Source organism: Streptomyces gobiensis, from assembly GCF_021216675.1.
GTDB lineage: Bacteria > Actinomycetota > Actinomycetes > Streptomycetales > Streptomycetaceae > Streptomyces > Streptomyces gobiensis.
Window position 1 is genome coordinate 5475334 of record NZ_CP086120.1, and the last position, 21599, is coordinate 5496932.

The window sequence follows — 21599 nt, forward strand, 5'->3', positions numbered from 1 at the left end:
CTCTCGGTCAGACCTGAGGGAAGGAGGGGCCGGTATGGACGGGGCCGGTAGGGACGCGGACGGCAGGGACGGCGGTGGCCTCCCGCACCTGGAGGGTGGGTCGGACCGGGACGGCGTCACCGCCGCGCCAGGGGGACTTCTCGACCTGCTCCGGGTCTCCGCCTTCGTGCTGGACGCCACGGGGCGGATCGTGCTCTGGAGCCCCGAGGCCGAGCGGCTGTTCGGATATACCGCGCAAGAGGCCCTGGGCTCCTACGCCGGCCGGCTGCTGGTCGCAGAGCGGCATCTGTCGCTGGTCAAGGATCTGTTCGCCCGGGTCATGGCGGGGGCGAGGTGGTCGGGGGTCTTCCCCATCCAGTGCAGGGACGGCTCGATGCGCCCCATGGAGTTCCGCAATATGCGGCTGCGCGATGTGGACGGCGAGGTGTACGCCCTGGGCCTGGCCGCCGACGCGAAGACCGTACGGCAGCTGGAAACGGACCTGGCCATGTCGAACAGCCTGGTCAACCAGTCCCCGATCGGGATGGCACTGTTCGACACCGATCTGCGCTGGCTCCGTATCAACCCGGCCCTGGAACGTATGAACGGTCTGCCCGCCGAGGCCATGCTGGGCCGCAAGCTCGCCGACGTACTGCCCACGGTGGATGTGCAGGCCGTCGAGAGGGCGCTGCAGCACGTCATGGAGACCGGTGAGCCGCTGCTGGACCAGCAGACCATCGGCCGGACCGCCGCCGACCCGGAACAGGACCACGTCTGGTCGGTCTCCTACTACCGGATCGACGACCCGCGAGGACATCCGCTGGGCATGGCCGCCTCCGCCATCGACGTCACCGAACGCCATCGGGCGGCCGCCGAGGTGGCCGAGGCGCGCGAACGGCTCGCGGTCATCGCCGACGCCGGGTTCCGCATCGGCACCACCCTGGATCTGCAGCAGACAGCCCGGGAACTGGCCGAGGTCGCCGTTCCCCGGCTCGCCGACTTCGCTGCTGTGGATGTACTGGACTCGGTGCTCAGCGGGGAGGTCGCCATGGCGGTGCAGTCCGACGGCTCCGCCCGGTTCCGGGCCCTCGCGGTGGCCGCGGCAGACGAGACGGACGCCACCCGTGCCGCCGACCGTGTCGGCGAGCTGGCGTCATACGGCCCCTCACGGGTGATCACGCAGAGCGTCAGAGAAGCGCGGCCGATTCTGCTGCCCGAGGTGAGCGCTTCGATGATGCGGCGCATCGCGAAGGATGAGGAGTCCGCCGCCATGCTCGAGGACGAGGGCGTGCACTCCTATCTCGCCGCCCCGCTGATCGCACGCGGCGATGTGCTGGGCACGGTCAGCCTCTACCGCACCCGCAATCCACGGCCGTTTGACGATCAGGACCTCACACTCGCCGCCGAACTGGCCGCGCGCGCCGCCATCTGTGTGGACAACGCGCGCCTGTACAGCCGTGAACGCAACGCCGCCCTCACTCTCCAGCGCAGTCTGCTCCCCGACCGGCCACCGGACTACGAGGGCATCGACATCGCTTCCCGCTACCGGCCCGCCGTCAGCGAGGTCGGTGGGGACTGGTTCGACGTACTTCCCCTCAAGGACAACAAGCTTGGACTGATCGTCGGCGATGTGATGGGCAAGGGAGTACACGCCGCGGCGATCATGGGCCAGCTTCGCACCGCCACCCGGGCCTTTGCCCGGCTCGATCTGCCACCCGCTGAACTGCTGCGCCATCTGGACGACATTCTGGCTGCCCTCGGTGACTCGATCGCCACCTGCCTCTACGCGGTCTGCGATCCGGTGCACGGCTGGTGCGAGCTGTCCAGCGCCGGGCATCTCCCCCCGATCCTGGTTCATCCGGACGGCCGGTCCGAACTCGTCGACATCCCCAACGCCGTGCCGCTCGGGGTAGGCGGGATCCCCTTCAGCACCGAGCGGCGGGAGCTGGCCGAAGACACCACGCTGGCCCTGTTCACGGACGGACTGGTGGAGGAACGGCGTGCCCCCATCGATGAGGGCCTGGACGCCCTGCTCCTGCTCCTGGCGGGTGAGCCCCGCCCGCTGGAGGAGACCTGCGATACGGTGCTGGCCGCTCTGCACCGGATGCCGCAGGACGATGTCGCCCTCCTCCTCGCGCGCCGGGCCTCGTCCCGGTAGTGGAACACCACCGCGGGGGTACCCGGTGCGCCATGCGGATCAAGGGACGGACAGCCGTCGTCACCGGGGCCTCCGGAGGCATTGGCAGGGCCACCGCACATGCCCTGGCCGCCCGTGGGGCCAAGGTCGTGGTGACCGCGCGGCGCCCCGAAGCGCTGGCAGCCGTGGTGGCCGAGTGCCAGGCCAGAGGCGCCGAAGCGCTGGCCGTGCCGGCCGACATCACCGACGCCCAGGCGGTGGCGGAGGTGGCCCGCACCGCCGCGGAGCGGTTCGGCGCACTCGACATCTGGATCAACTGCGCCGCGGTGACGGCGTTCGGGCCGTTCGACGCGACCCCACTGGAAATCCACCGGCGCGTGCTCGATGTCAATGTGATGGGGTACGTCCACGGCGCCCACGCCGCCCTGCCGTATCTGCGGCAGCGCCCCAACGCCGTGCTGGTCAATGTCTCCTCGGTGGTGGGAGTGGTGGCACAGCCCTACACCACGGCATACACCATGTCGAAATTCGCCAACCGCGCACTGGGCGCGAGCCTCCGCCAGGAGCTGCGGTTGGAGAACGCGGGGCACATCAAGGTGTGCTCGGTGCTGCCCGCCTCCATTGACACCCCGATCTTCCAGCAGGCGGCGAACTACACCGGCCGCCGGGTGCGGCCTATGCCCCCGGTGTACCGCCCGCAGTGGGCGGCCCGCACGGTGGTCCAGGTGATCCGGCTGCCGCGCCATGAGGTGATCTCCGGCCCGGCCGGGCGGCCGCTGGTGCTGGCGAGCAAGGTGGCGGGCGCGTGGGTCGAGCGTCGGCTGGCCGTCATCGTGGACCGGAAGCATCTGTCCCGCACCGAGGCGGCCGCCTTGGGCGAGGGCAATCTGTACGAGCCCACTCCCGGCCGTGGTGCGGTGACCGGCGGCTGGCGGGCGCGCCGCCGCGGGCGCTGAGTCAGCGGCCATCCACCCAGCGCACACCCGGATACTCATCCGCCCCCGCCAGGAACTCATCCAGCTTCTTCAGCGTGAGCGGCTCCGGCATCGGCCTGCGTTCCGGGAGCTTCCGCAGGGCTTTGTCGTACAGCGTGTACTGGGCGAGGTCACGCGGGTGGTCCTCGGCGCGCAGCCCGGCGAACCGGCCACTGCGCCGCGCCTTCGCCAGCAGCCGTCGCCACTCACCGACGGTGGGCAGCCCCACAGCCTCCACGCCGTTCTGGAACAGCGTCAGCAGAATCTCGTCAAAGGGCTCGTGCCCTTCCAGGTAGCTCTCCAGGCCCCGGTACGACCCCTCCGTATTGAAGGTCATCCAGAAGGGCACCGAGCCGGTGCGCAGCACCCACCAGGGCTCCATCACGATGAAGGACTCCACATAGAGCCGGCTGGCCGGGAACCCGCGCTGGGAGTACCACCAGCGGTACAGGTCGGCGACGAGCGGACTCGGCGACTCCGGCTGCTCGAACACCAACCGCCGGACCCGGTAGCCGTGTTCCCTGGCGAAGCGCTCGATATCGGCGCGCAGAGCTGGCTCAAAGCCCCACTCGGCCTCCGGGGCGGTACGGTCCGGTTCTGGGCCGTACCAGCGGCGCACCGGCGAGCCGTAGCGCTCCAGATACTCCGCCACGCGCTCGCTGCCGTGGTGGAACTCCTCCTCGGTGGCGCCGCCGATCGCGCCGTGCTGGAAGACATAACGGGAGCCGAGAGCCGTGGTGCCCCAGGTGCTGGTGCATTCGGCGATCACGATCGTGCCGCCGGGCGCGAGGCGTTCGGTGAGGAAGCGCTCGTACCCCGCGCCCAGCGTCCGCCGCTTGATGCGGAAGTAGGTCAGCGCCCGGACCATCAGCCGGTCCTGGTTGGCATCGTGCATATGGTGCAGCTGCACATCCGGGTTGCCACGCAGCAGCGCGCGGCCCGGCTCGATGGCCTTGATCATCGCGCCCGCGGGATCGTCCGGGTGGACCCGCTGCCGTACCGGGATCAAGAAGGTCTGCGGCAGCCAGGGAATGCCGAGCGCGGTCCACAGATGGGTGAGGGCCCCACTGGCCGACCCGATGGCCACCGCCGGATAGTGACGCTGCGGGTACTCCTCGGAGATCCACCGGGAGATGTCCTCGGTGTCGACACGGCTCATCCGCCGCGGGCTGACCGTCTCCAGGGCGCCGCTGCCGATGAAGACCTTCTCACGCAGCCTGGCGGGAAGCATCCGGGTGGCCCGGACCAGCGGCTTGAGCGCCGTCGACTCGCCCAGGGCGGGGAAGGGCTCACCGCGCAGAAAAGCGGCGTTGGCCCGGAGCATGGCCGAGGCGGAGTCGAAGCCTGCCAGGAAACGCGGAATGGTCATGCCGGGCCTCCCAGCGCTGCCGACTCACGGCTACAGGTTGTGTATCTTGCAGGTCTCCTGCGGTGGGCTGGGACAAACCTGCTCACTTCGGGAGTGTCCGGTCAGCCTGTTCAGCCTGTTCAGCCTGGTCAGGTTGATCAGTCGTCGTGTGAGGGAATGCCAAACGGACGGGCCAGGGGCGCGCCCCAGTCCCGCCACGCCGGACAGGGCAGGCCGGGGCGCCCGTCCAGGAAGCGGTTGACCTCGTTGTAGAAGCCCGGCCGGATGGGCAGATAGGGATGCGGCACCCGCAGCGGGCAGGCGTTGCGCTCGACCGGGAGCCGCCAGCCGCCCGGCATGAGCGGCAGATCGGTGGCCGATGTGGCGCTGAACGACCGCACCCGTTCCGGCAGCGGCTCGGCGAGGATCGACGACGCTGTGCCAGGGGTGCCGAGAAGTTCCAGTGCCGCGGGCGCGTCGGGATCGAAGTGGAAGTCGACCAGGTCGGCCAGCGGAGCGAGCAGCCGCAGCAGGTCGCTGCCGACCTTGCCCTGCCCGTCCCGGTCGGCGGGCTGGTAGCCCACCGGACTCTCCGGGAACGGGCCGACGAGCAGCAGGACATCCACCTCGGGCGCCCTGCCCTGTGCCACGGCCTGCCAGGCCACCCACACGGCGTGGGAATGGCCCGCCACCACCAGCGGGCGCGGCAGCTCGCGCACCTGCTCGGAGAAGATCTCCACCTGCTCGGCCATGGGGCGCTGGGTGTCCCGGGGCACATAGGGGGCTCCCGTCCTGATCGGGCAGGCCGCCACGCCGCACGGCTGCCCGTCGCCGACTCCCGCATAGGAGAAGTAGAACGTCCGTTCGCAGCTGTACCCCAGTCTGCCGGTCTCCGTCTCGAAGATCGCACCTCGCCCGGACGCGGAGTTGATACCGGACATCAGCAGAATCGACCCGGACCGTCCCGCCGCGTCCGGTCCTTTGCCCGCCCCGCCACGGGTCGCGGTGAACACCGTGGCGATGACCACGAACGCCACCGCCGCGGCCGACAGCCGCAGCAACGGCCGCCCACTCGGTGGCCGGGCCAGCAGGAGGATCGTGATGCCGGTGGCCAGCGCGGAAACGGGCACCAGGAACAGCGTCAGCCCCGGGCGGAGATCCGCGAGCGCGCTGAGCAGGATCAGCACGATCGCGTAGGGCACGACCACCTCCACTCGCAGCCCCCGCCGCCATGCCCGCCCGGCCGATGTCCGCAGCCGCGCCGAGCCCTGCCAGGGCACGGGGGCGCTGATGAACCAGACCAGCGCCAAGAGTCCAGCCGCCGCCCAGAACAGCCGTGAGTACAGCAGCGTCTGGGACATAAAGCCCATCTGAGCCGCCAGCAGCAGCGGCAACCCCGTGATCCCGTAGAAGAGCGCCGCAAACCGGACCCGGCGCCATGTCAGCCCACCGAGCAGCACGCCCAGCACAGCCACCCGGACGGTGAGGACGAGGGCCAGTACGGCGGTGAACTCCGGGACCGACCGCGCACGCGCCAGCAGCACCCGCAGATCGGTGAACAGATCCGCGGGCGGCAGCGCCACGAAGTGCACCAGACCAGGCCAGCGTGGCAGCACCCCGGTCAGCGCGAGAGCGGGTACGGCGACAGCAAGGACGGCTAGCGGCCACAGCCGCGACCCGTTCCGCTCGCCGAACGCCTTGCTCAGCCGTCGGCGCGACAGGGTCGGGAAGCCCATTGGATGGATGTACCAGCTTTAGGGCACCGCGAACCAGCATGGCGTACTCCGTGCCGTTTCGGCCGATGTCAGCCCCAGCATTTAATGTGTGCGTCGTGACTGCGCAAGCCCCGGCGATGAGTTCGCCCACCGCCGCTGACCAGCTCTCCGGCTCCGCCCGGCCCGCGCCGGGCCCGGCCGCCGACGAGGGCCTGGCCCGGCGCCTTCGTGCGCTGGCCTGCACCGCACCGCTGCACGACCTGGATGCCCGTAAGGCGAATCTGGCGGGAGAGTACAGCGGGTACGCGATGGCGGAGGTGGCGCTCGCCGCGATCGATCTGGTCACGCTGCAGATGGACTTCGACACCGGCGCCGACCACGAGGAGATCGTCACCCGGCTGCTGCCCCGGGTCGCCGCCCAGGCCCCCCGGCGCCCCGCCGCCGAGCATGAGCGGGTCGCCCGCTGGGTCCTGGAGAGCCTGATCAATGTCGGCAGCGTCGACCGGGGCTTCCGCGCCGTCTACGGCACCTTCGGGCCGGACGGCGAGTACATCCGGCGTGACTATGACTTCAAGCTGATCGAGGAGGTGCCCGGGCCCGGTGGCGGCGTCTATCTGCGGACCACCGATGAAGCGGTCAATGTCCTGGTCGGCGCCCTCGATACGGATGTCACCAGCGCACAGATCGCCGCCGAGGTGAAGCTTGAGGTGCTGGTCAGCCGAGGACGGCTGGCCGACGCTCAGCTCGCCGCGGAGCAGGCCCGCTACCGCACCGTGCAGTACGCCGAAACGCTCCGTAAGACACTCGACGCCACCCGGCGCAATGTCCGCGCCGTCGACTGGCTCCAGACCGCGCCGGACATGATCGCTGAAGCCCTGGACCATGTCGCCGACCGGTACCGGCACGAGAACGCCATCCTGACCAATATCCGCCGCGCCCGCGACGAGGCAGCCGACGACAAGCACCCCGGTCACAAGCTGCGCGCCGCCGAACTCGTCGATATCGTCAAGGACTGCATCCGCCGCCACACCCAGCTCCAGTCCCGCCTCCTCGAGGCCGGGCCGCTCTTCCGCGCCGAACAGGACCGGCAGGCCTTCGCCCCGCCCGCCGCCCGCGCCGGCCTCGATCTGTACGGCCAGCTCCTGGCCCCCCTGCTTCCGGAGCCCGTTGAGCGGGCCACCCGGGTCACCGACGCCTTCTTCGCCCGGGGTACCGGACTGCGCACTCCCGGCGCCGTACGGGCGGGTGACCTCATCGAGCTGCTGCTCACCCCGCCCGCACCACGCGAGCATCTGGGCGCCGAGATGCCCGAGCCCGATCTGGTCGCCACGCCCGACGACAGCCGCTTCAGCGAGGAACAGCTGGCCGCCGCCACGGAACTGCTGGAACTGCCCCCGGACGCACCGCGCAGACTGTCCGGCCTGCTCGCCGAGGCCCGCCGCCGCGATCCCGAACTGCCCTATCTGGTCGCCCTGCTGGCGGTGCACGCCGCCAGTCCACCGGTCGGCACCGCCTACCGACAAGGCGAACAGCGGCTCCTGTTCGCCGTTGACGACGGCATCGAGCTGGACGACCCCGACTTCGGCGGCGCCGACCTCATCGTCGGCACCGCCATGCTCGACGCGGCCGGAATGGCCGCCGAACGATCCGAGGTGGCCTCATGACCATCTCGCACCACCGAGGAGCGCCCGCCGTGAGCGAGTACGGCACCGAGCCCGCACCGGACAGCACCCAGGAGCGGCCCGCCGCCATCACCCCCGCTGACGCGGCCGACGCCGCCCGACTGGTCTCCTTCGGCCTGCAGCCCAAGCTCTCGCCCGCCCGGGACACCGAATACGCCGAGCTGCTGCGGCGGTACCGCGAGGAGCCCGCCTTCGCCCGGCTCGCCGACGCCGTCGCCACCGGGCTCGGCCTGATCGTGCTGGAGGTCTCCACCCGCGCCGGGATGGCACTGGCCGCCGCCGAGGACTCCGTCTTCGCGGTCCGTATGGGCGACTACGCCCGCCGTGCCACCGCCGACTCCGCCGACCGGTTTCTGCACGGACTCGCCCATCTCGCGGTCGCCGCCATGGCCTTCCCCCGTCCTGAAGACCTTGCCGATGACGGCTATATCGGCCGCATCACCGTCAACGGCGTGGACACCTTCGTCCGGCAGGCCTGCCGGCGGCTGGCCGAACGCGCCGAGGAGCAGGGCGAGAACACGGACCCGGCCACCAGCGCACCAGGGCTTGAGGCCGCCTGGCGGGTGTACTCCCGGCGCAGTGCCACCGGCGCCACCAAGGACGCCCGGCGGCTGGCCGGATCCACCACCGGCATCGTGGGCAAGGCGGTCGCCTTCCTGGTCGACTCCGGTTTTCTGCAGCGCACCGGCGATGACGCCGGAGGCACGTACCGCACCACCGCCCGCTACCAGTTGCAGGTCCGCGATATGGCGGGCAGCGCCGCCATGGCCGAGCTGCTGGAGCTGGGCATCGTCCCTGTCAACGACGGAAGCGGCACCCTGCTGCCACCCGCCGGAGCCGATGACCTCGACCTGGCCGACGGCGCAGGGCTGCCCTTCTTCGAAACCCAGCACAGCCACTCCTGACCCGTCCCTCTGGCCTCCCTGTCCTTCCTGTCCTTACGTCCCGCGCAACCAGTCCGCACCCAACGAGAGTCCGCCTCCATGTACGAGCTGTCCCGGATCCGTCTCTACTCCATCGGGCCCGCCGGTGCGCGCTACGCCGACACCGTGCTGGACCTGCGCGGAGTCGGCGACCCGGTGCCCAGCCCCGCCCCCGCCCAGGCGGACTTCTTCGAGGACGAGCCGGTCGGCCCACCGCGCCGTCCCGCCCCGGCCGGGGTGCTGTTCCTGGAGAACGGCGGCGGCAAGTCCGTCCTGCTCAAGCTGATCTTCTCGGTGATGCTGCCCGGACACCGCAACACCCTGGGCGGAGCCAGCTCCGGAGTACTGCGAAAGTTCCTGCTCGCTGATGACTGCGGCCATGTCGCCCTGGAATGGCAGCACACCCTCACCGGCGAGACCGTCGTCGTCGGCAAGGTCAGCGAATGGCGCGGACGGCAAGTCTCCAGCGACCCACGGAAGTTCGCCGAGGCCTGGTACTCCTTCCGGCCCGGCCCCGGTATGAGCCTGGACTCCCTTCCGGTGGCTGAGTCCACCGCGATGCGCCCCGCCGCCGAGGGCGCCTCCGCCGCGCGCGGCCGCCGCCGCACCATGAAGGGCTTCCGCGACGTCCTCACCGAGACCGGCAAGGCCTATCCCAACCTCGATGTCGTCTGGGAAGAGATCCACGACCGCTGGAAGGAGCACCTCGGCGAGCTCGGCCTCGACCCCGAACTCTTCCGCTACCAGCGCGAGATGAACGCCGACGAGGGCGAGGCCGCGGGCCTGTTCGCCGTCAAGAACGACGCCGACTTCACCGATCTGCTCCTGCGCGCCGTTACCGACACCCGCGACACCGACGGCCTCGCCGACCTGGTGCATGGCTTCGCCCATAAACTCGGCCGCCGCGCCGAACTCACCGCCGAACGCGACTTCACCGCGGGCTCCCTCGATCTGCTCACCCGGATCGCCGAAGCGGCGGGGCACCGTGACCGGGCCCGCACCGTGCACACCGCAGCCGAGCAGCGCACCCGCACCCTCGCCCACCGGCTCGCCGCCCGAGGCGGCCAGGAGCGGGGCCGCGCCGCCGAACTGGCCCAGCGGGTGGCCGAGGCCGCCCACACCGTCACCGAGGCCGACCGCACCCGGGGCCGGGCCGACCTGATCGCTGCCGAACTCGCCTACCGGCACGCCTGCCTGGCGCTCACCGCCGCGGAGAAGGCCGCCACCGCACAGCGCCGCGAGCTCTCCGACGCCCGCACCCTGCACGCCGCATGGCAGGCCGCCGAAACGGTGCTGCGGCACCGCGCCGCCGCCGACCGCTCAGCCAGGGTCGCCACCGCCATCCGGGAGGCCGAGCGGGACGCCGCCCCCGCGCTCGCCGCCCGCGCCAAGGCCGCCGCCGAACTCGTACGCGCCCTGCACGCAGCCGCCGAGGACGGCGAACGGGCCGCCGGGGCCGAGGAAGAACGCTCCAGCGCACTGCAGAACGCCGCCGAGACCGCACACCGCGACGCCACCACCGCCGCCACCGAGGCCCAGCGCGCCCGCAGCGAGGCCGGGCATCTGCGCCAGCGTCTGGCCGAGGTCGAGCAGGAGACCGCCGAAGCCGTACGCGCCGGCTGGCTGGATGACTCCGCACCCGACGCCGACCCGGCCCGCGCCGCGCTCGCCGCCAGCGACGCCGAGAAAGCAGCGACCGCCGCCTGGGACGCCGCCCGCGAAGCCGCCCGCCGCACCGCCGAACGCGACCGGGAGACGGCGGCCGAGCTGACCCGCGCGGAACTCGCCGCCGCACGCGCGGCCGACGCGGCGCGCGCCACGGAAGCCGCGTACGAGGCCGAGCGGAACACCGCCGAGGCGCTGGGCGCGGAGCCCCGGCTGGCCGAACTGCTGGGGCTGCCGGAAGCCGCCACCGCAGCCGGCACGCTGAGCGCCGAGGAGCTCGACCGGAACGCCGACGCGCTGCGCGACCTGCTCGATGAGCGTGTCGCCACCGCCGAGCGGCAACTCTTCGAGCTCCGTACGGCCGCCGCCGATGACTCCCGCATCCTTGCGGCCCTCGGCGACGGCGGACTGCTGCCGCCGGGCCCCGATGTGCTCACCGCCGTGGAGTATCTGGGTGAGCACGGCATCCCCGCGCTGCCCGGCTGGCGCTATCTCGCCCAGGCCGTCGACCCCGCCGACCACGCCGCCGTGCTCGCGGCCCGCCCGGAGCTCGTCGACGGCGTGATCATCACCGACCCCGACAGCCACACCCGCGCCCGCGACGTGCTGGCGAACGCCGCCCTGCTCCCGCGCTCCGCCGTCGCCGTCGGCACCGCCGCCGCACTGCTCGCTCCCACGCCCGCCGGCGCCGGGGAGGACACCGCTGTGTTCCTGGTGCCGCCGAACCCGGCCATGCATGACGAGGGCGCCGCCGACGGTGAGCGGCAGGCGCTGCGTGAGCGCGCCACCGCCCGCGATGAGGAGATCCGCGCGCTGGCCGCCCGGCTCGCCGCCGACCGCTCCCTCGCCGCCCGGCTCACCTCCTGGCGCAGCGGCTGCCCCACCGGCCGACTGGCCGAGCTTGCGGCCGCCGCCGAGACCGCCCGGGACGCCGCCGACACCGCAGTCGACCAGCACACCGATGCGGCCGCCGCCCGCGCTGAAGCCCAGACGGCCGCCGCCGAAGCGGCCCGAATCCGCGATGAGCGGCAGGAAGCCGCCCAGCGCGCCCGCCGCTGCGCCGACGCCCTCGCCGGACTCGCCTTCCGGCTCCGCGAACGCAACACGTGGCAGGTCCGGCTGCGGGAGCTGGCCGCCGAGGCGGCCGAGTCCGATGCCCGCGCGGCCGAGTTCCTCGAACAGGCCCGCGCCGCCGATGAGGACCGGCGCGCCGCCCAGCGCGCCGCCGACGACGCCCGCCGTACCGCCCGCGCCCTACGGGCCGAGCGTGCCGAGATCGCCGGAGCCCCCGACGAGATCCCCGATGCCGGAGCCGAACGCCCCGACAAGCCCACCGCTTCGCTCCCCGCCCTCCGTGAGGCCTACCGCGCCGCCTCCCAGCTCTATGAGAAGGTCGGCGTCGGCGCCGACCTGCGCGCCGAACAGGCCCGCGCCGAAGGCGACGAGAGCGCGGCGCTGGCCGAGCTGAACCGGCTCACCAACAAGGTCCGCAGCCGCGCCGCCCAGCTCCTGGAGACCGCCGACGGCGCCGACGGCCCCTCCCGGCAGGGCGCGGCGGCGCGCGCCGAGGCCCTGGTGCAGATGCTGGAGTCCCGTGCCTCGGCCGCCAGTGAGCAACTGGGCCGACTGCGCGGCGAGGCTGAACGCCTCGCCCCCGGGAACGGCCAAGCGCACACCGAACTCCCCGAGGGCCAGGTGCCCGCCGACGCCGAGCAGGCCCAGACCCTTCTGCGGGACGCCACCGCCGAGCTCGCCGCACAGGGCGACGCCCTGGAAACAGCCCGTACCGCCCATGAGGAGCTGCTGCGTGCCCACCGCGCCGCCGAGGACGCAGCGGGGGCCTTCGACGAGACCGCGGCACTCCTACGCGATCTGCTGCGGGACCCGCAGCATGCCGAAGAAGAGACGGGCACCCTGCCCGAGCCCTACCCGGGCAGCCCCGCCGAGGCCCGGCAGGAAGCCGCGGAGTCCCGTCGCTCACTGCGCGGGTGTGCGGCCGACCTCTCGGCCGCCGAGACCGCGGTGCGGGAGGCAAGCGATGTCCTCGTACGGCATGCCAACTCCACCCGCTACGAGCAGGTCCGCACCCCCGCCCGGCAGCAAATCCGGGAGCTGCCCGCCGCCGCGCTGCCCGAGCACGCCACCGCCTGGGCCGAGGCCTTCGCGCCCCGGTTGCGTGTGCTCACCGATGAGCTGGCACAGCTGGAGCGCAACCGCGACAGCATCGTCGACCGGCTCCGCGGCCTGGTGGAGTCCTCCCTGGCGACCCTTCGCTCCGCCCAGCGGCTGTCCCGGCTCCCCGAGGGCCTGGGGGAGTGGTCGGGGCAGGAGTTCCTGCGGATCCGCTTCGACGACCCCGACCAGGCCACCCTCAGCGAACGGCTGGGTGAGGTCATCGACGAGGCCACCCGCTCGGCCGTCCGCAAAAACAGTGACCTGCGCCGGGACGGCATGACCCTGCTGCTGCGCGGCGTGCATGCCGCACTCCAGCCGCGCGGTGTCGCCGTCGAGATCCTCAAGCCCGACGCGGTGCTCCGGGCCGAGCGGGTCCCGGTCGGGCAGATGGGCGATGTCTTCTCCGGCGGACAGCTGCTCACCGCCGCCATCGCCCTGTACTGCACGATGGCGGCACTGCGCAGCAACGACCGGGGCCGCGACAAGCACCGGCACGCGGGCACGCTCTTCCTGGACAACCCCATCGGCCGCGCCAACGCCACGTATCTGCTGGAGCTCCAGCGAGCGGTCGCCGACGCCCTGGGCGTACAGCTTCTCTACACCACCGGCCTCTTCGACACCACGGCACTCGCCGAGTTCCCGCTCGTCATCCGGCTGCGCAACGACGCCGACCTGCGCGCCGGCCTGAAGTACATCAGCGTGGAAGAGCACCTACGCCCCGGCCTCCCCCAGCAGCGCCCCGACCCCGACCCCATCCACGGCGAAATCACCACCACCCGCCTGTACCGCCGCCCCGAGTAACCAGTTGTGGCCACCCCCAGCCCCGCGAGGGGCGTGGGCCCCGCCCTGCTACGCAACCACCCACCCACACCAGCCACGACGCTCCGGCCCACCCCGCCACGGAGCTCGCGACGCCTGGTGGGCACAACACCCGGCCACCCTCCCGCACCGGCGAAACCGGGGCCCCGGGGCAGAGCCCCGGTTTCCGGTAAGGGGAGGGAATTGGGGAAACCCACCCACGGCACCCTGGAGCGGGCGGAGCCCCGCCACGCGGCGGAGCCGCATATCGGTACAGCCGGGAAGGTGGGGGCACCTCCCAGCGGTAGCTGGGGGAGGGCGCAGGGGAAACCCACCGCTCTACACCGCGAGATGCTCCGCCACCCACCGATGAAAGTCACCCAGATGGTGCTCGCTGGGAACCAGCACACCCCCGGACCGATACGCCCGCGACCCCATAGCCGGCTGCGTACGCTCACACGCCGCGAAATCCTGCACGTTCACCCGGTGAAACAGCTCCACGGACCTGGACAGATCCACCCCGGACTCCACCACCTCAGGCGCGTACAGCCAGTCGCACTCCACCACCGTACGGTCGACGGCCAGCGGAAACATCCGGTGGACAATGACATGGTCGGGCACCAGATTGAGGAAGACCTGCGGCCTGACCGTGATCGCGTAATAGCGCCGGTCCTGTTCCTCCGCGATCCCCTCGATACGGCCGAAGCCCGCGCCGCCGTCCACCGTGAACCCCTCGGCCTGCTCGGCGAACGCCGCGCCATGGCCCACGTAGTACTGCGCGGCGACGCCATCAGCGAACTCCGGGAGCACCTCGGTCAGTTCGGGATGGATGGTCGCGCAGTGGTAGCACTCCATGAAGTTCTCAATGACCAGCTTCCAGTTGGCCCGGACGTCGTAGCTGATCCGCCTGCCCAGGGCGAGACCCTCGGCCCCATAGCGCTCCACCGCCGCCGTGTCACCGAGTCGCTCGGCGACCGCGGCGACGACCGTCTTCTCGAAGGAAGGCGGGTCCTCGGCCAGGCACACCCAGACGTACCCCAGCCATTCCCGCAGCGACACCGGCACCAGCCCGCGCTCAGCCCGGTCCACATCGGGCATCCGCCGCAGATTGGGCGCGGCCACCAGACGGCCGTCCAGGTCATAGGTCCAGGCATGGTACGGACACCGCAGCCCCCGCCGCACCTCGCCGGACTCCTCGGTGCACAGCTGCGCCCCGCGGTGGCGGCAGACATTGAGGAAGGCACGGAGCTCGCCACAACGGTTACGGGTGACCAGCACGCTCTCCCGGCCGATCCGCACGGTGCGAAACGCGCCGGGCCCGGTCAGATCGGCGCTGCGCACCGCACCGCACCACATCGACTCGAAGATATGTTCCTGCTCTTGACGGAAGACCTCCGGATCGGTGTACCAGTGGCCGGGGAGCGTGGCGATAAGGCTGGTGGAAGGTGAGGACTCAGCGGCCGTGGACATCAGCGGTCTCCTCAGACGGGTGCGGGCATCGGACGGCGTGGATCGAACAGCGCAATGGGGTGATCGGTGCGGCCGGTCAGCGCGAGATCGGCAAGGATCTCCCCGACGACGGGCACAAACTTGAAGCCGTGCCCGGAGAAGCCGCAGGCGACGGTGACGGCGTCTGAGTACGCCGGATGCCGAGCGATCACAAAGTGCTGATCCGGCGTGGTGCTGTACATACAGGTGGCTGCCCGCAGAAAGGTGCCGGGCAGGGTGGGCAGCCGGCCGGCCAGCTGCCCGGCCATCGCGGCGATCTCCTCGGGGTACACGGTGCGGTCGATGGTCTCCGGGGTGCACACGGTGCCCTTCCGGAAGAACGCGACCTTCGCTCCGCCGCCCGGACCGTCGATCGCCGGGAAGCCGTAGATCTGCACTCCCTGCTCGTCCTCCCATACGTAGATGGGGTGCTGACCGGGTTCGTACGGCCGGGTGCCGCCATCGGGCTCGAACCAGTACATGATCTGCCGCTCGATGGTGACCGTCACTCCGAGACCGGCGAGCAGCCGGGGAGCCCAGGCCCCGGGGCAGATCACCAACTGCCCGGCGGTGTACACGTTCTCAGTGGTGTGGACGCGTACACCCCGGCCGCCCGCAAGCGCTTCCCAGCGGGTCACGGGCTCCTCGTAGTGCAGCTCGGCGCCGCCCCGCGTGGCGAGCTGGAGCTGTGCGGCGACGGTGAACTCGGGGCGGAGCAGACCGGCCCGTGCCTCGTAGAGCGCCACCTCGTCCTCGGCCGGTGTCAGGGTCGGAAAGCGCTTGCGGATCTCCTTGGCGTCCAGCAACTCGTGCGGCAGATCCCACTGCCGGGCCGTACGCAGACTCCCGGAGACAGCGACGCTGCCGGGCCGGCCGATCATCACACCACCGCACAGTGTGGCGATCCTGCGGCCGCTGTCCCGCTCCAGCCGCTCGTACAGCTCGTACGACCGCAGCAGCAACGGCACATAGTCCGGTCCCTCGAAGTACGACTGGCGGGTGATGCGGGAGCCGCCGTGGCTGGAGCCGCGGTGGTGTACCGGGCCGAACTTCTCCAGTCCCAGCACCCGGGCGCCCCGGGCGGCGAGCTGGTGGGCGGCGGCGCTTCCCATGCCGCCGAGCCCGAGCACGATCACGTCATGGGTAACGGGGGCCATAGGGGTCCTCCAAGGAGCTCAGCACCGACAGCGCTTACGTGAGGATGTGCTCCATCCGGGGGTCGAAGAGGGGTTCGGTGGCGACGGTCGCGGGGACCTTCTCGCCGAAGTACTCGATATGCACCGCGGTACCGGGCACGGCGGCCCTCGCGGGCAGCCAGGCGTAGGCGATGGCGCGGCCGACCGTGTAGCCGTAAGCGGCGCTGGTGACATAGCCCTTGGGTACGCCGTCCACGTACACCGGCTCCTTGCCCATGACCATGGCGGCCGGGTCGTCCAGGGTGAGGCAGGCCAGCCTGCGCGCCGCCGTCTTCTCGCCCAGCCCCTCAAGGGCCGCGCGCCCCATGAAGTCGCCCTTGTCCATACGGACGGCGAAACCAAGTCCGGCCTCGTACGGGTTGTGCTCGGTGGTCATATCGGCGCCCCACGCGCGGTACCCCTTCTCCAGCCGCAGGCTGTTGAAGGCGGAGCGCCCGCCCGCGACCACCCCGTACGGCTGACCGGCCTCCCACAGGGTGTCCCACAGCCGCAGGCCCAGATCGGCACTGGTGTACAGCTCCCAGCCCAGCTCGCCCACGTAGGACAGCCGCATCGCGGTCACCGGCACACAGCCGATGAACGCCCGCCTTGCCTTGAAGTAGCCCAGGCCCCGGTGGGAGAAGTCCTCGCGGGTCAGCGGCTGGACGAGAGCGCGGGCGAGCGGCCCCCATACCCCTACGCAGCAGGTGCCCGGCGTGATGTCAGTTACGCGTACATCGTCGGGTGCGTGCCGCAGCAGCCAGTCCAGATCGAGCTCGCTGTTGCACCCCACCTGGAAGGCGTCCGGTGCCAGCCGTGCGACCGTCAGATCGCTGCGCACCCCGCCGGAGGGGTTCAGAAGCAGGGTGTAGGTGACCGAACCAGGCCTCTTCGCCAGCTGGTTGGTGGTCATGCGCTGCAGGAAGTCCAGTGCGCCCGGCCCCGTCACCGACAGCCGCTTGAGCGGGGTCATGTCGTACAGGGCGACCCGCTCCCGGGTGGCCCTGGCCTCGGCGGCGGCGATGGGCGACCAGTAGCGGGCCGACCAGCTGTCGCGCTCCGGCAGCTCCAGCCCGGCGGCGAGCGGGGCGTTGGACTCGTACCAGTGCGGTCGCTCCCAGCCCGCCCCCTCCAGGAAGTACGCGCCCAGCTCCCGCTGGCGGCTGAAGAAGGGGCTCACCCGCAGTGGTCGCGGCTGCTCCATCGGCTGCAGGGGATGGATGACGTCATAGACCTCGACAAAGTTCTGTGCGCCACGCTCGGCGATATAGGAAGGAGAACGCTGTGCCTCCTCGAAGCGTCGTACATCGCACGCGTGGATATCGGCGGCGGGCTCCCCCGTGGTCAGCCACTCGGCCACCGCCTTGCCCACCCCGGCGGAGTGGGTGACCCACACCGCCTCCGCGAGCCAGAAGCCGCGCAGCTCACGGGATTCGCCGAGCACCGGCATACCGTCGGGCGTAAAGGAGAAGACGCCGTTGAAGCCCTCCTCGATGCGGCCCTGCGCCAGGGCAGGCAGCAGGCCGACCGCGTCCTGCCAGCTGGGGGCGAAATCCTCCGGGGTGAAGGGCAGCGCGGACGGCATCACGGGGGCGTCGTCGTAGGCGGACACGGTGAACGGATCGACAGGCATGGGCCGATGGGCATAGGAGCCCATGCCGATACGGATGTTTCCCGCCTCGCTGTGCTCGCGGAAGTACAGATCCCGGTCCTGAAAGCGCAGAATCGGGCGGCCCGCCACGCTCCCCGTCGGCACGGTCAGCGGTGCCGTCCTGGCGTACTGATGCGCTACCGGCAGCAGCGGCACCGTCACCCCGGCCATCGCGCCGATCACCGGGCCCCAGAAACCGGCCGCGCAGACGACGATGTCGGCGCCGAAGGTGCCCCGGTCGGTGACGACGCCCGTGACCCGCCCGCCGTCCCGCTCAATGGCGGTGACGGTGTGCCGCTCCAGGAACCGCGCACCGCGTGCCGTCGCCCGCCGGGCCTGGGCACGGCAGGCGGGCAGCGCACGGGCCAGCCCGTCACCGGGGGTGTGGAACCCGCCGAGTATCCGGCCCGCGTCCAGCATCGGCCACAGCTCGGCGCACCGCTGCGGGGTGAGCAGTTCTCCTCGTACGCCCCAGGAGGCGGCCAGCCCCGCCTTACGGTGCAGTTCGGCCCAGCGCTCCTCGCTGGTGGCGATCTCCAGGCCGCCGACCGGCTGGAAGCAGGGCTCGCCGTCCTCCAGCAGGGCGGTGAACTTCCGTACGGTGTACGCGGCGAACTCGGTCAGTGTCTTGCAGGGGTTGGTCTGGAAGACCAGACCCGGGGCGTGTGAGGTCGAGCCCCCCGGCGACTTCAGGGGCCCCTGCTCCAGCACCGTCACCCGCGTCCAGCCACGCGCGGTGAGCTCATCGGCCAGCGAGCAGCCGACGACTCCGGCCCCGATGATGACCACCCGTGGATTCACAGGATCACCACCGAACGCAGCACGTCACCCCGCTGCATCTTGGTGAACGCGGCCTCCACCTCATCCAGCGAGAGGGTCTCGCTGACGAAGGCGTCCAGATCGAGCTTGCGCCGGAGATGGAGGTCGATGAGGACCGGGAAGTCACGGCTGGGCAGACAGTCCCCGTACCAGGAGGACTTGAGGGACCCGCCGCGGGAGAACAGATCGATCAGGGGCAGGTCGATACGCATATCCGGTTCGGGCACCCCGACCTGCACCAGCACCCCGGCGTGATCACGCATATAGAAGGCCTGCCGGTAGGTCTCGGGGCGGCCGACAGCGTCGATGACCACATCGGCGCCGTAGCCGCCGGTGAGGCCACGGACCGCCTCGATGGGGTCCGTACCCAGGGAGTGAACGGTGTCCGTGGCGCCGAAGCGGATGGCGGCATCCAGCTTGGCGTCATCGATGTCGATCGCGATGACCCGGCGGGCACCGGCCAGCGAGGCCCCGGCGATCGCCGCGTTGCCCACGCCACCGCAGCCGATGACGGCCACGGTGTCACCGTTGCCGACGCCGCCGGTGTGCACGGCGGCGCCGTAACCGGCCATCACTCCGCAGCCGATCAGGCTGGCCGCCTCCGGGCGGGCCGACGGGTCGACCTTGATGGCCTGGCCTGCGGCGACCAGGGTCCGTTCGGCGAAGGCGCCGATGCCCAGGGCCGCGCTGAGCGGGGTGCCGTCCAGCAGCGTTATCGGCTGGGCGGCATTACGGCTGTTGAAGCAGTACCAGGGGCGGCCCCGGCGGCAGGAGCGGCAGGTACCGCAGGGCGCCCGCCAGGCCAGGACCACAAAGTCGCCCGGCAGTGGCTCGGTGACCTCGGGGCCCACGGCCGTGACCACGCCCGCCGCCTCATGGCCGAGGAGGAAAGGAAAGCCGTCATGGACGGCGCCCTCCCGGTAGTGCAGGTCCGTATGGCACACCCCACAGGCCTGAACGTCGATCAGAACTTCACCGGGGCCTGGGTCGGGGACAAGGACGGGCAGCACCTCGACGGGTGCGCCCTTCTTGACGGCGACAACGGCGCGGGATTCTTGCGGCATGTCTCACTCCTCAGCAGCTTCCTGCGCACAGGGGTTGGCTGTTGGTAAGGCCGGGAGTTGCGTATGACGCTCTGCATTGCGCTATGGGCAAATCATCGGAGCCATGCCGGACGTCCGTCAAGCGGCAGCGGAAAACCGGCGCCAAAGCCGCGACGGCGGAGTGTTCCAGGGGGACTTCAGCCTGCGTACCCCATCCTGCGGGACAGCTCTTCGGCGGCCTTGGCGGAGCGCTCGGCCAGCTCGGGAAGACGGCCACGGGCCATCCGGTACGCGGGCCCGGAAACCCCGATCGCCCCGATCACGGCGCCGTCGTGCAGCCGTACCGGAGCGGCCACCGCGTTCAGACCGATCTCCAACTCCTCGTAGGCGTAGGCGAAGCCGCGCTCCGCCGCCGTCTGCAGCTGCGACCGGACATCGGCCGCCGTGGTGATGGTGTGCTCCGTGAACCGTGCGAGCTTCCGGCTCAGCAGCCCGTCCTGCCGCTCCTTGGGCAGATGGGCCAGCAGCACCTTGCCGCTCGCGGTGGCGTGCAACGGGGTGCGCCGCCCCAGCCAGTTGTACGCGGTGACCGCCGCGGCGCCGCGTGCCTGCATGATGTTCACCGCGGCGTCCGCGTCGAGCACGGCGATGTTCGCGGTCTCCCCGGTGTCACCGGCGAGCGACCGGCACACCGGTGCGCCCTCCTGCGAGATATCGAGCCGGTTGGCCGCCGCGCCCGCCAACCTGAGCACGCCCGCACCGAGGTAGTACTTGCCCCGCTCGCGCTCCTGGTCGACCAAGCCGCGGTTCTCCAGCACGCCCAGCAGCCGGAACGCGGTCGACTTATGGACACCCAGCTCATCGGCGATCTCCGTTACCCCGGCCTCGCCCAGCCTGGCGAGGATCTCCAGGACGCTCACCGCCCGGTCCACCGACTGCACTGACCCGGTGGCCCCTCGCCGCTCCTCGGTCTGTTCCTCAGTCGTGTCTGCCATGGGTCTGAAGCTCACCACCAGGCGGCCCTGCGGGCCTAGTCTCCGGGGACCCCTTGACGTCCGGTTCCCCGATCCGGATTCTGTTGCGCATCGCGCTACGCGATGCGTTATTGAGAACGCCATCATACTGATCAGCCTGAGGGGGACCAGTGATTCCCGTCTGCCACATCGATGACCTGCCGGAAGGCGAGGCCATCCGTATCGACACCGCCCCGCCCATCGCCGTGTTCAACGCGGACGGCGACTTCTACGCCATCGACGACACCTGTACCCACCAGGACGCATCACTCTCCGACGGCTGGCTGGAGGGGTGCCTGATCGAATGCCCGCTGCACGCCGCCGCGTTCGATGTACGTACCGGAGTGCCCACCTGTCTGCCGGCCCGCAAGCCGGTACGCACTCACCAAATCACGGTCGTGGACGGGATGATCTACGTCAGCCCCGCGGTGGAAGAGGGCGCCGTCGCCTGACGCGTCCTCTCCTCCGTGCCCTCGCTCCCGCGCCGCCCCGGCCGTGAGCGTCATCGCTCCGTGCGGCGCTGCCCCCGGGCCCGCGCCGCGCTGCTGGGAGTGGACACCACCCCATGCCGCTGGATCCACACCTGCCGGGTCACCCACACGTCCAGCACCGCCCAGGTCGCCACCACCGTACTGGCCACCGTGAACAGCAGCGCCGGGAACGCGAACCACACACCGGCGAGCGAGCACAACACCGCAACCGTCAACTGCACCAGTGTCAGCGCGACGATGATGACCGCGCGTACCGCGGCGGCACGCACGGGATCCGGCAGCCGTGGCTTGGCGTACATGCGACCTTCACTCCCCGTCTCCAGAATGGACCAAGCGCTGCCCAACAGACACGTGTCCTGTGCCACACGGGTGGACTAATTGTCCATCCATCAGTGGAAACATCCCGATCAGGCTCTCTCGACAGTCCGTTCTCTGTCTCGGACGCATCTACGAGTTCTGCGAGGGCAGTAGTAGGCTCGCGCCGTTTGCTGAGGAACTGCTGAGGGAACGCCCCCGCGCGGCG

Annotated in this window: 14 protein-coding genes; 6 read left to right on the top strand and 8 right to left on the bottom strand. The window is 71.1% G+C overall.

Annotated elements, in window-relative coordinates; translation table 11 throughout:
- Positions 1–34 precede the first annotated feature (34 nt).
- Together test1122_RS25545 and test1122_RS25550 are read left to right on the top strand one after the other, a co-directional pair.
- Positions 35–2137 carry a SpoIIE family protein phosphatase gene (locus test1122_RS25545; protein WP_232271525.1) on the top strand — a complete coding sequence of 701 codons (2103 nt, stop codon included), beginning with the start codon at positions 35–37 and terminating at the stop codon, positions 2135–2137.
- Between the two features lie 32 nt (positions 2138–2169).
- Positions 2170–3072, top strand: coding sequence for an SDR family NAD(P)-dependent oxidoreductase (locus tag test1122_RS25550; protein ID WP_232271526.1), 903 nt, complete (start codon positions 2170–2172; stop codon positions 3070–3072).
- 1 nt (position 3073) lies between these two features.
- Here the strand turns inward: test1122_RS25550 and test1122_RS25555 are convergent, their stop codons facing one another.
- Both test1122_RS25555 and test1122_RS25560 read right to left on the bottom strand, forming a co-directional pair.
- Positions 3074–4459, bottom strand: coding sequence for a hypothetical protein (locus test1122_RS25555; RefSeq protein ID WP_232271527.1), 1386 nt, complete (start codon positions 4457–4459; stop codon positions 3074–3076).
- Positions 4460–4596: 137 nt separating this feature from the next.
- Positions 4597–6174 carry a hypothetical protein gene (locus tag test1122_RS25560; RefSeq protein WP_232271528.1) on the bottom strand — a complete coding sequence of 526 codons (1578 nt, stop codon included), beginning with the start codon at positions 6172–6174 and terminating at the stop codon, positions 4597–4599.
- A gap of 116 nt (positions 6175–6290) precedes the next feature.
- Here test1122_RS25560 and test1122_RS25565 point away from each other — a divergent pair, with 116 nt between their 5' ends.
- The 3 genes from test1122_RS25565 to test1122_RS25575 all read left to right on the top strand — a co-directional run bounded on the left by test1122_RS25565 (position 6291) and on the right by test1122_RS25575 (position 13399).
- Entirely contained in the window at positions 6291–7817 is a 1527-nt protein-coding gene (locus test1122_RS25565; protein WP_232272073.1) for a hypothetical protein, read from the top strand.
- The gene (locus tag test1122_RS25570; RefSeq protein WP_232271529.1) at positions 7814–8740 is read left to right on the top strand and encodes a hypothetical protein; all 927 of its coding nucleotides are present in this window, start codon (positions 7814–7816) and stop codon (positions 8738–8740) included. Before test1122_RS25565 ends, test1122_RS25570 begins: the two co-directional genes overlap by 4 nt.
- A gap of 78 nt (positions 8741–8818) precedes the next feature.
- Positions 8819–13399: a coiled-coil domain-containing protein gene (locus tag test1122_RS25575; protein ID WP_232271530.1), complete on the top strand. Its 4581-nt coding sequence runs from the start codon at positions 8819–8821 to the stop codon at positions 13397–13399.
- A gap of 336 nt (positions 13400–13735) precedes the next feature.
- Here test1122_RS25575 and test1122_RS25580 read toward each other — a convergent pair whose 3' ends face one another.
- The 5 genes from test1122_RS25580 to test1122_RS25600 form a co-directional block, all read right to left on the bottom strand.
- On the bottom strand, positions 13736–14866 hold the full coding sequence (locus test1122_RS25580) for an aromatic ring-hydroxylating oxygenase subunit alpha (protein ID WP_232271531.1): 1131 nt from the start codon (positions 14864–14866) through the stop codon (positions 13736–13738).
- Between the two features lie 11 nt (positions 14867–14877).
- Positions 14878–16041, bottom strand: coding sequence for an N-methyl-L-tryptophan oxidase (solA, locus tag test1122_RS25585; protein ID WP_232271532.1), 1164 nt, complete (start codon positions 16039–16041; stop codon positions 14878–14880).
- A 34-nt stretch (positions 16042–16075) separates the two neighbouring features.
- A complete protein-coding gene (locus test1122_RS25590; protein ID WP_232271533.1) occupies positions 16076–18511 on the bottom strand; it encodes a GcvT family protein in 2436 nt (811 codons plus the stop codon).
- Entirely contained in the window at positions 18508–19593 is a 1086-nt protein-coding gene (locus test1122_RS25595; protein ID WP_232271534.1) for an S-(hydroxymethyl)mycothiol dehydrogenase, read from the bottom strand. Before test1122_RS25595 ends, test1122_RS25590 begins: the two co-directional genes overlap by 4 nt.
- A gap of 176 nt (positions 19594–19769) precedes the next feature.
- A complete protein-coding gene (locus tag test1122_RS25600; RefSeq protein ID WP_232271535.1) occupies positions 19770–20567 on the bottom strand; it encodes an IclR family transcriptional regulator in 798 nt (265 codons plus the stop codon).
- A gap of 149 nt (positions 20568–20716) precedes the next feature.
- Between test1122_RS25600 and test1122_RS25605 the strand changes: the two genes are divergently transcribed.
- Entirely contained in the window at positions 20717–21037 is a 321-nt protein-coding gene (locus test1122_RS25605; RefSeq protein ID WP_232271536.1) for a bifunctional 3-phenylpropionate/cinnamic acid dioxygenase ferredoxin subunit, read from the top strand.
- 50 nt (positions 21038–21087) lie between these two features.
- On the opposite strand, the gene test1122_RS25610 is transcribed toward test1122_RS25605, so the two are convergent.
- A complete protein-coding gene (locus test1122_RS25610; RefSeq protein ID WP_232271537.1) occupies positions 21088–21375 on the bottom strand; it encodes a hypothetical protein in 288 nt (95 codons plus the stop codon).
- Positions 21376–21599 lie beyond the last annotated feature (224 nt).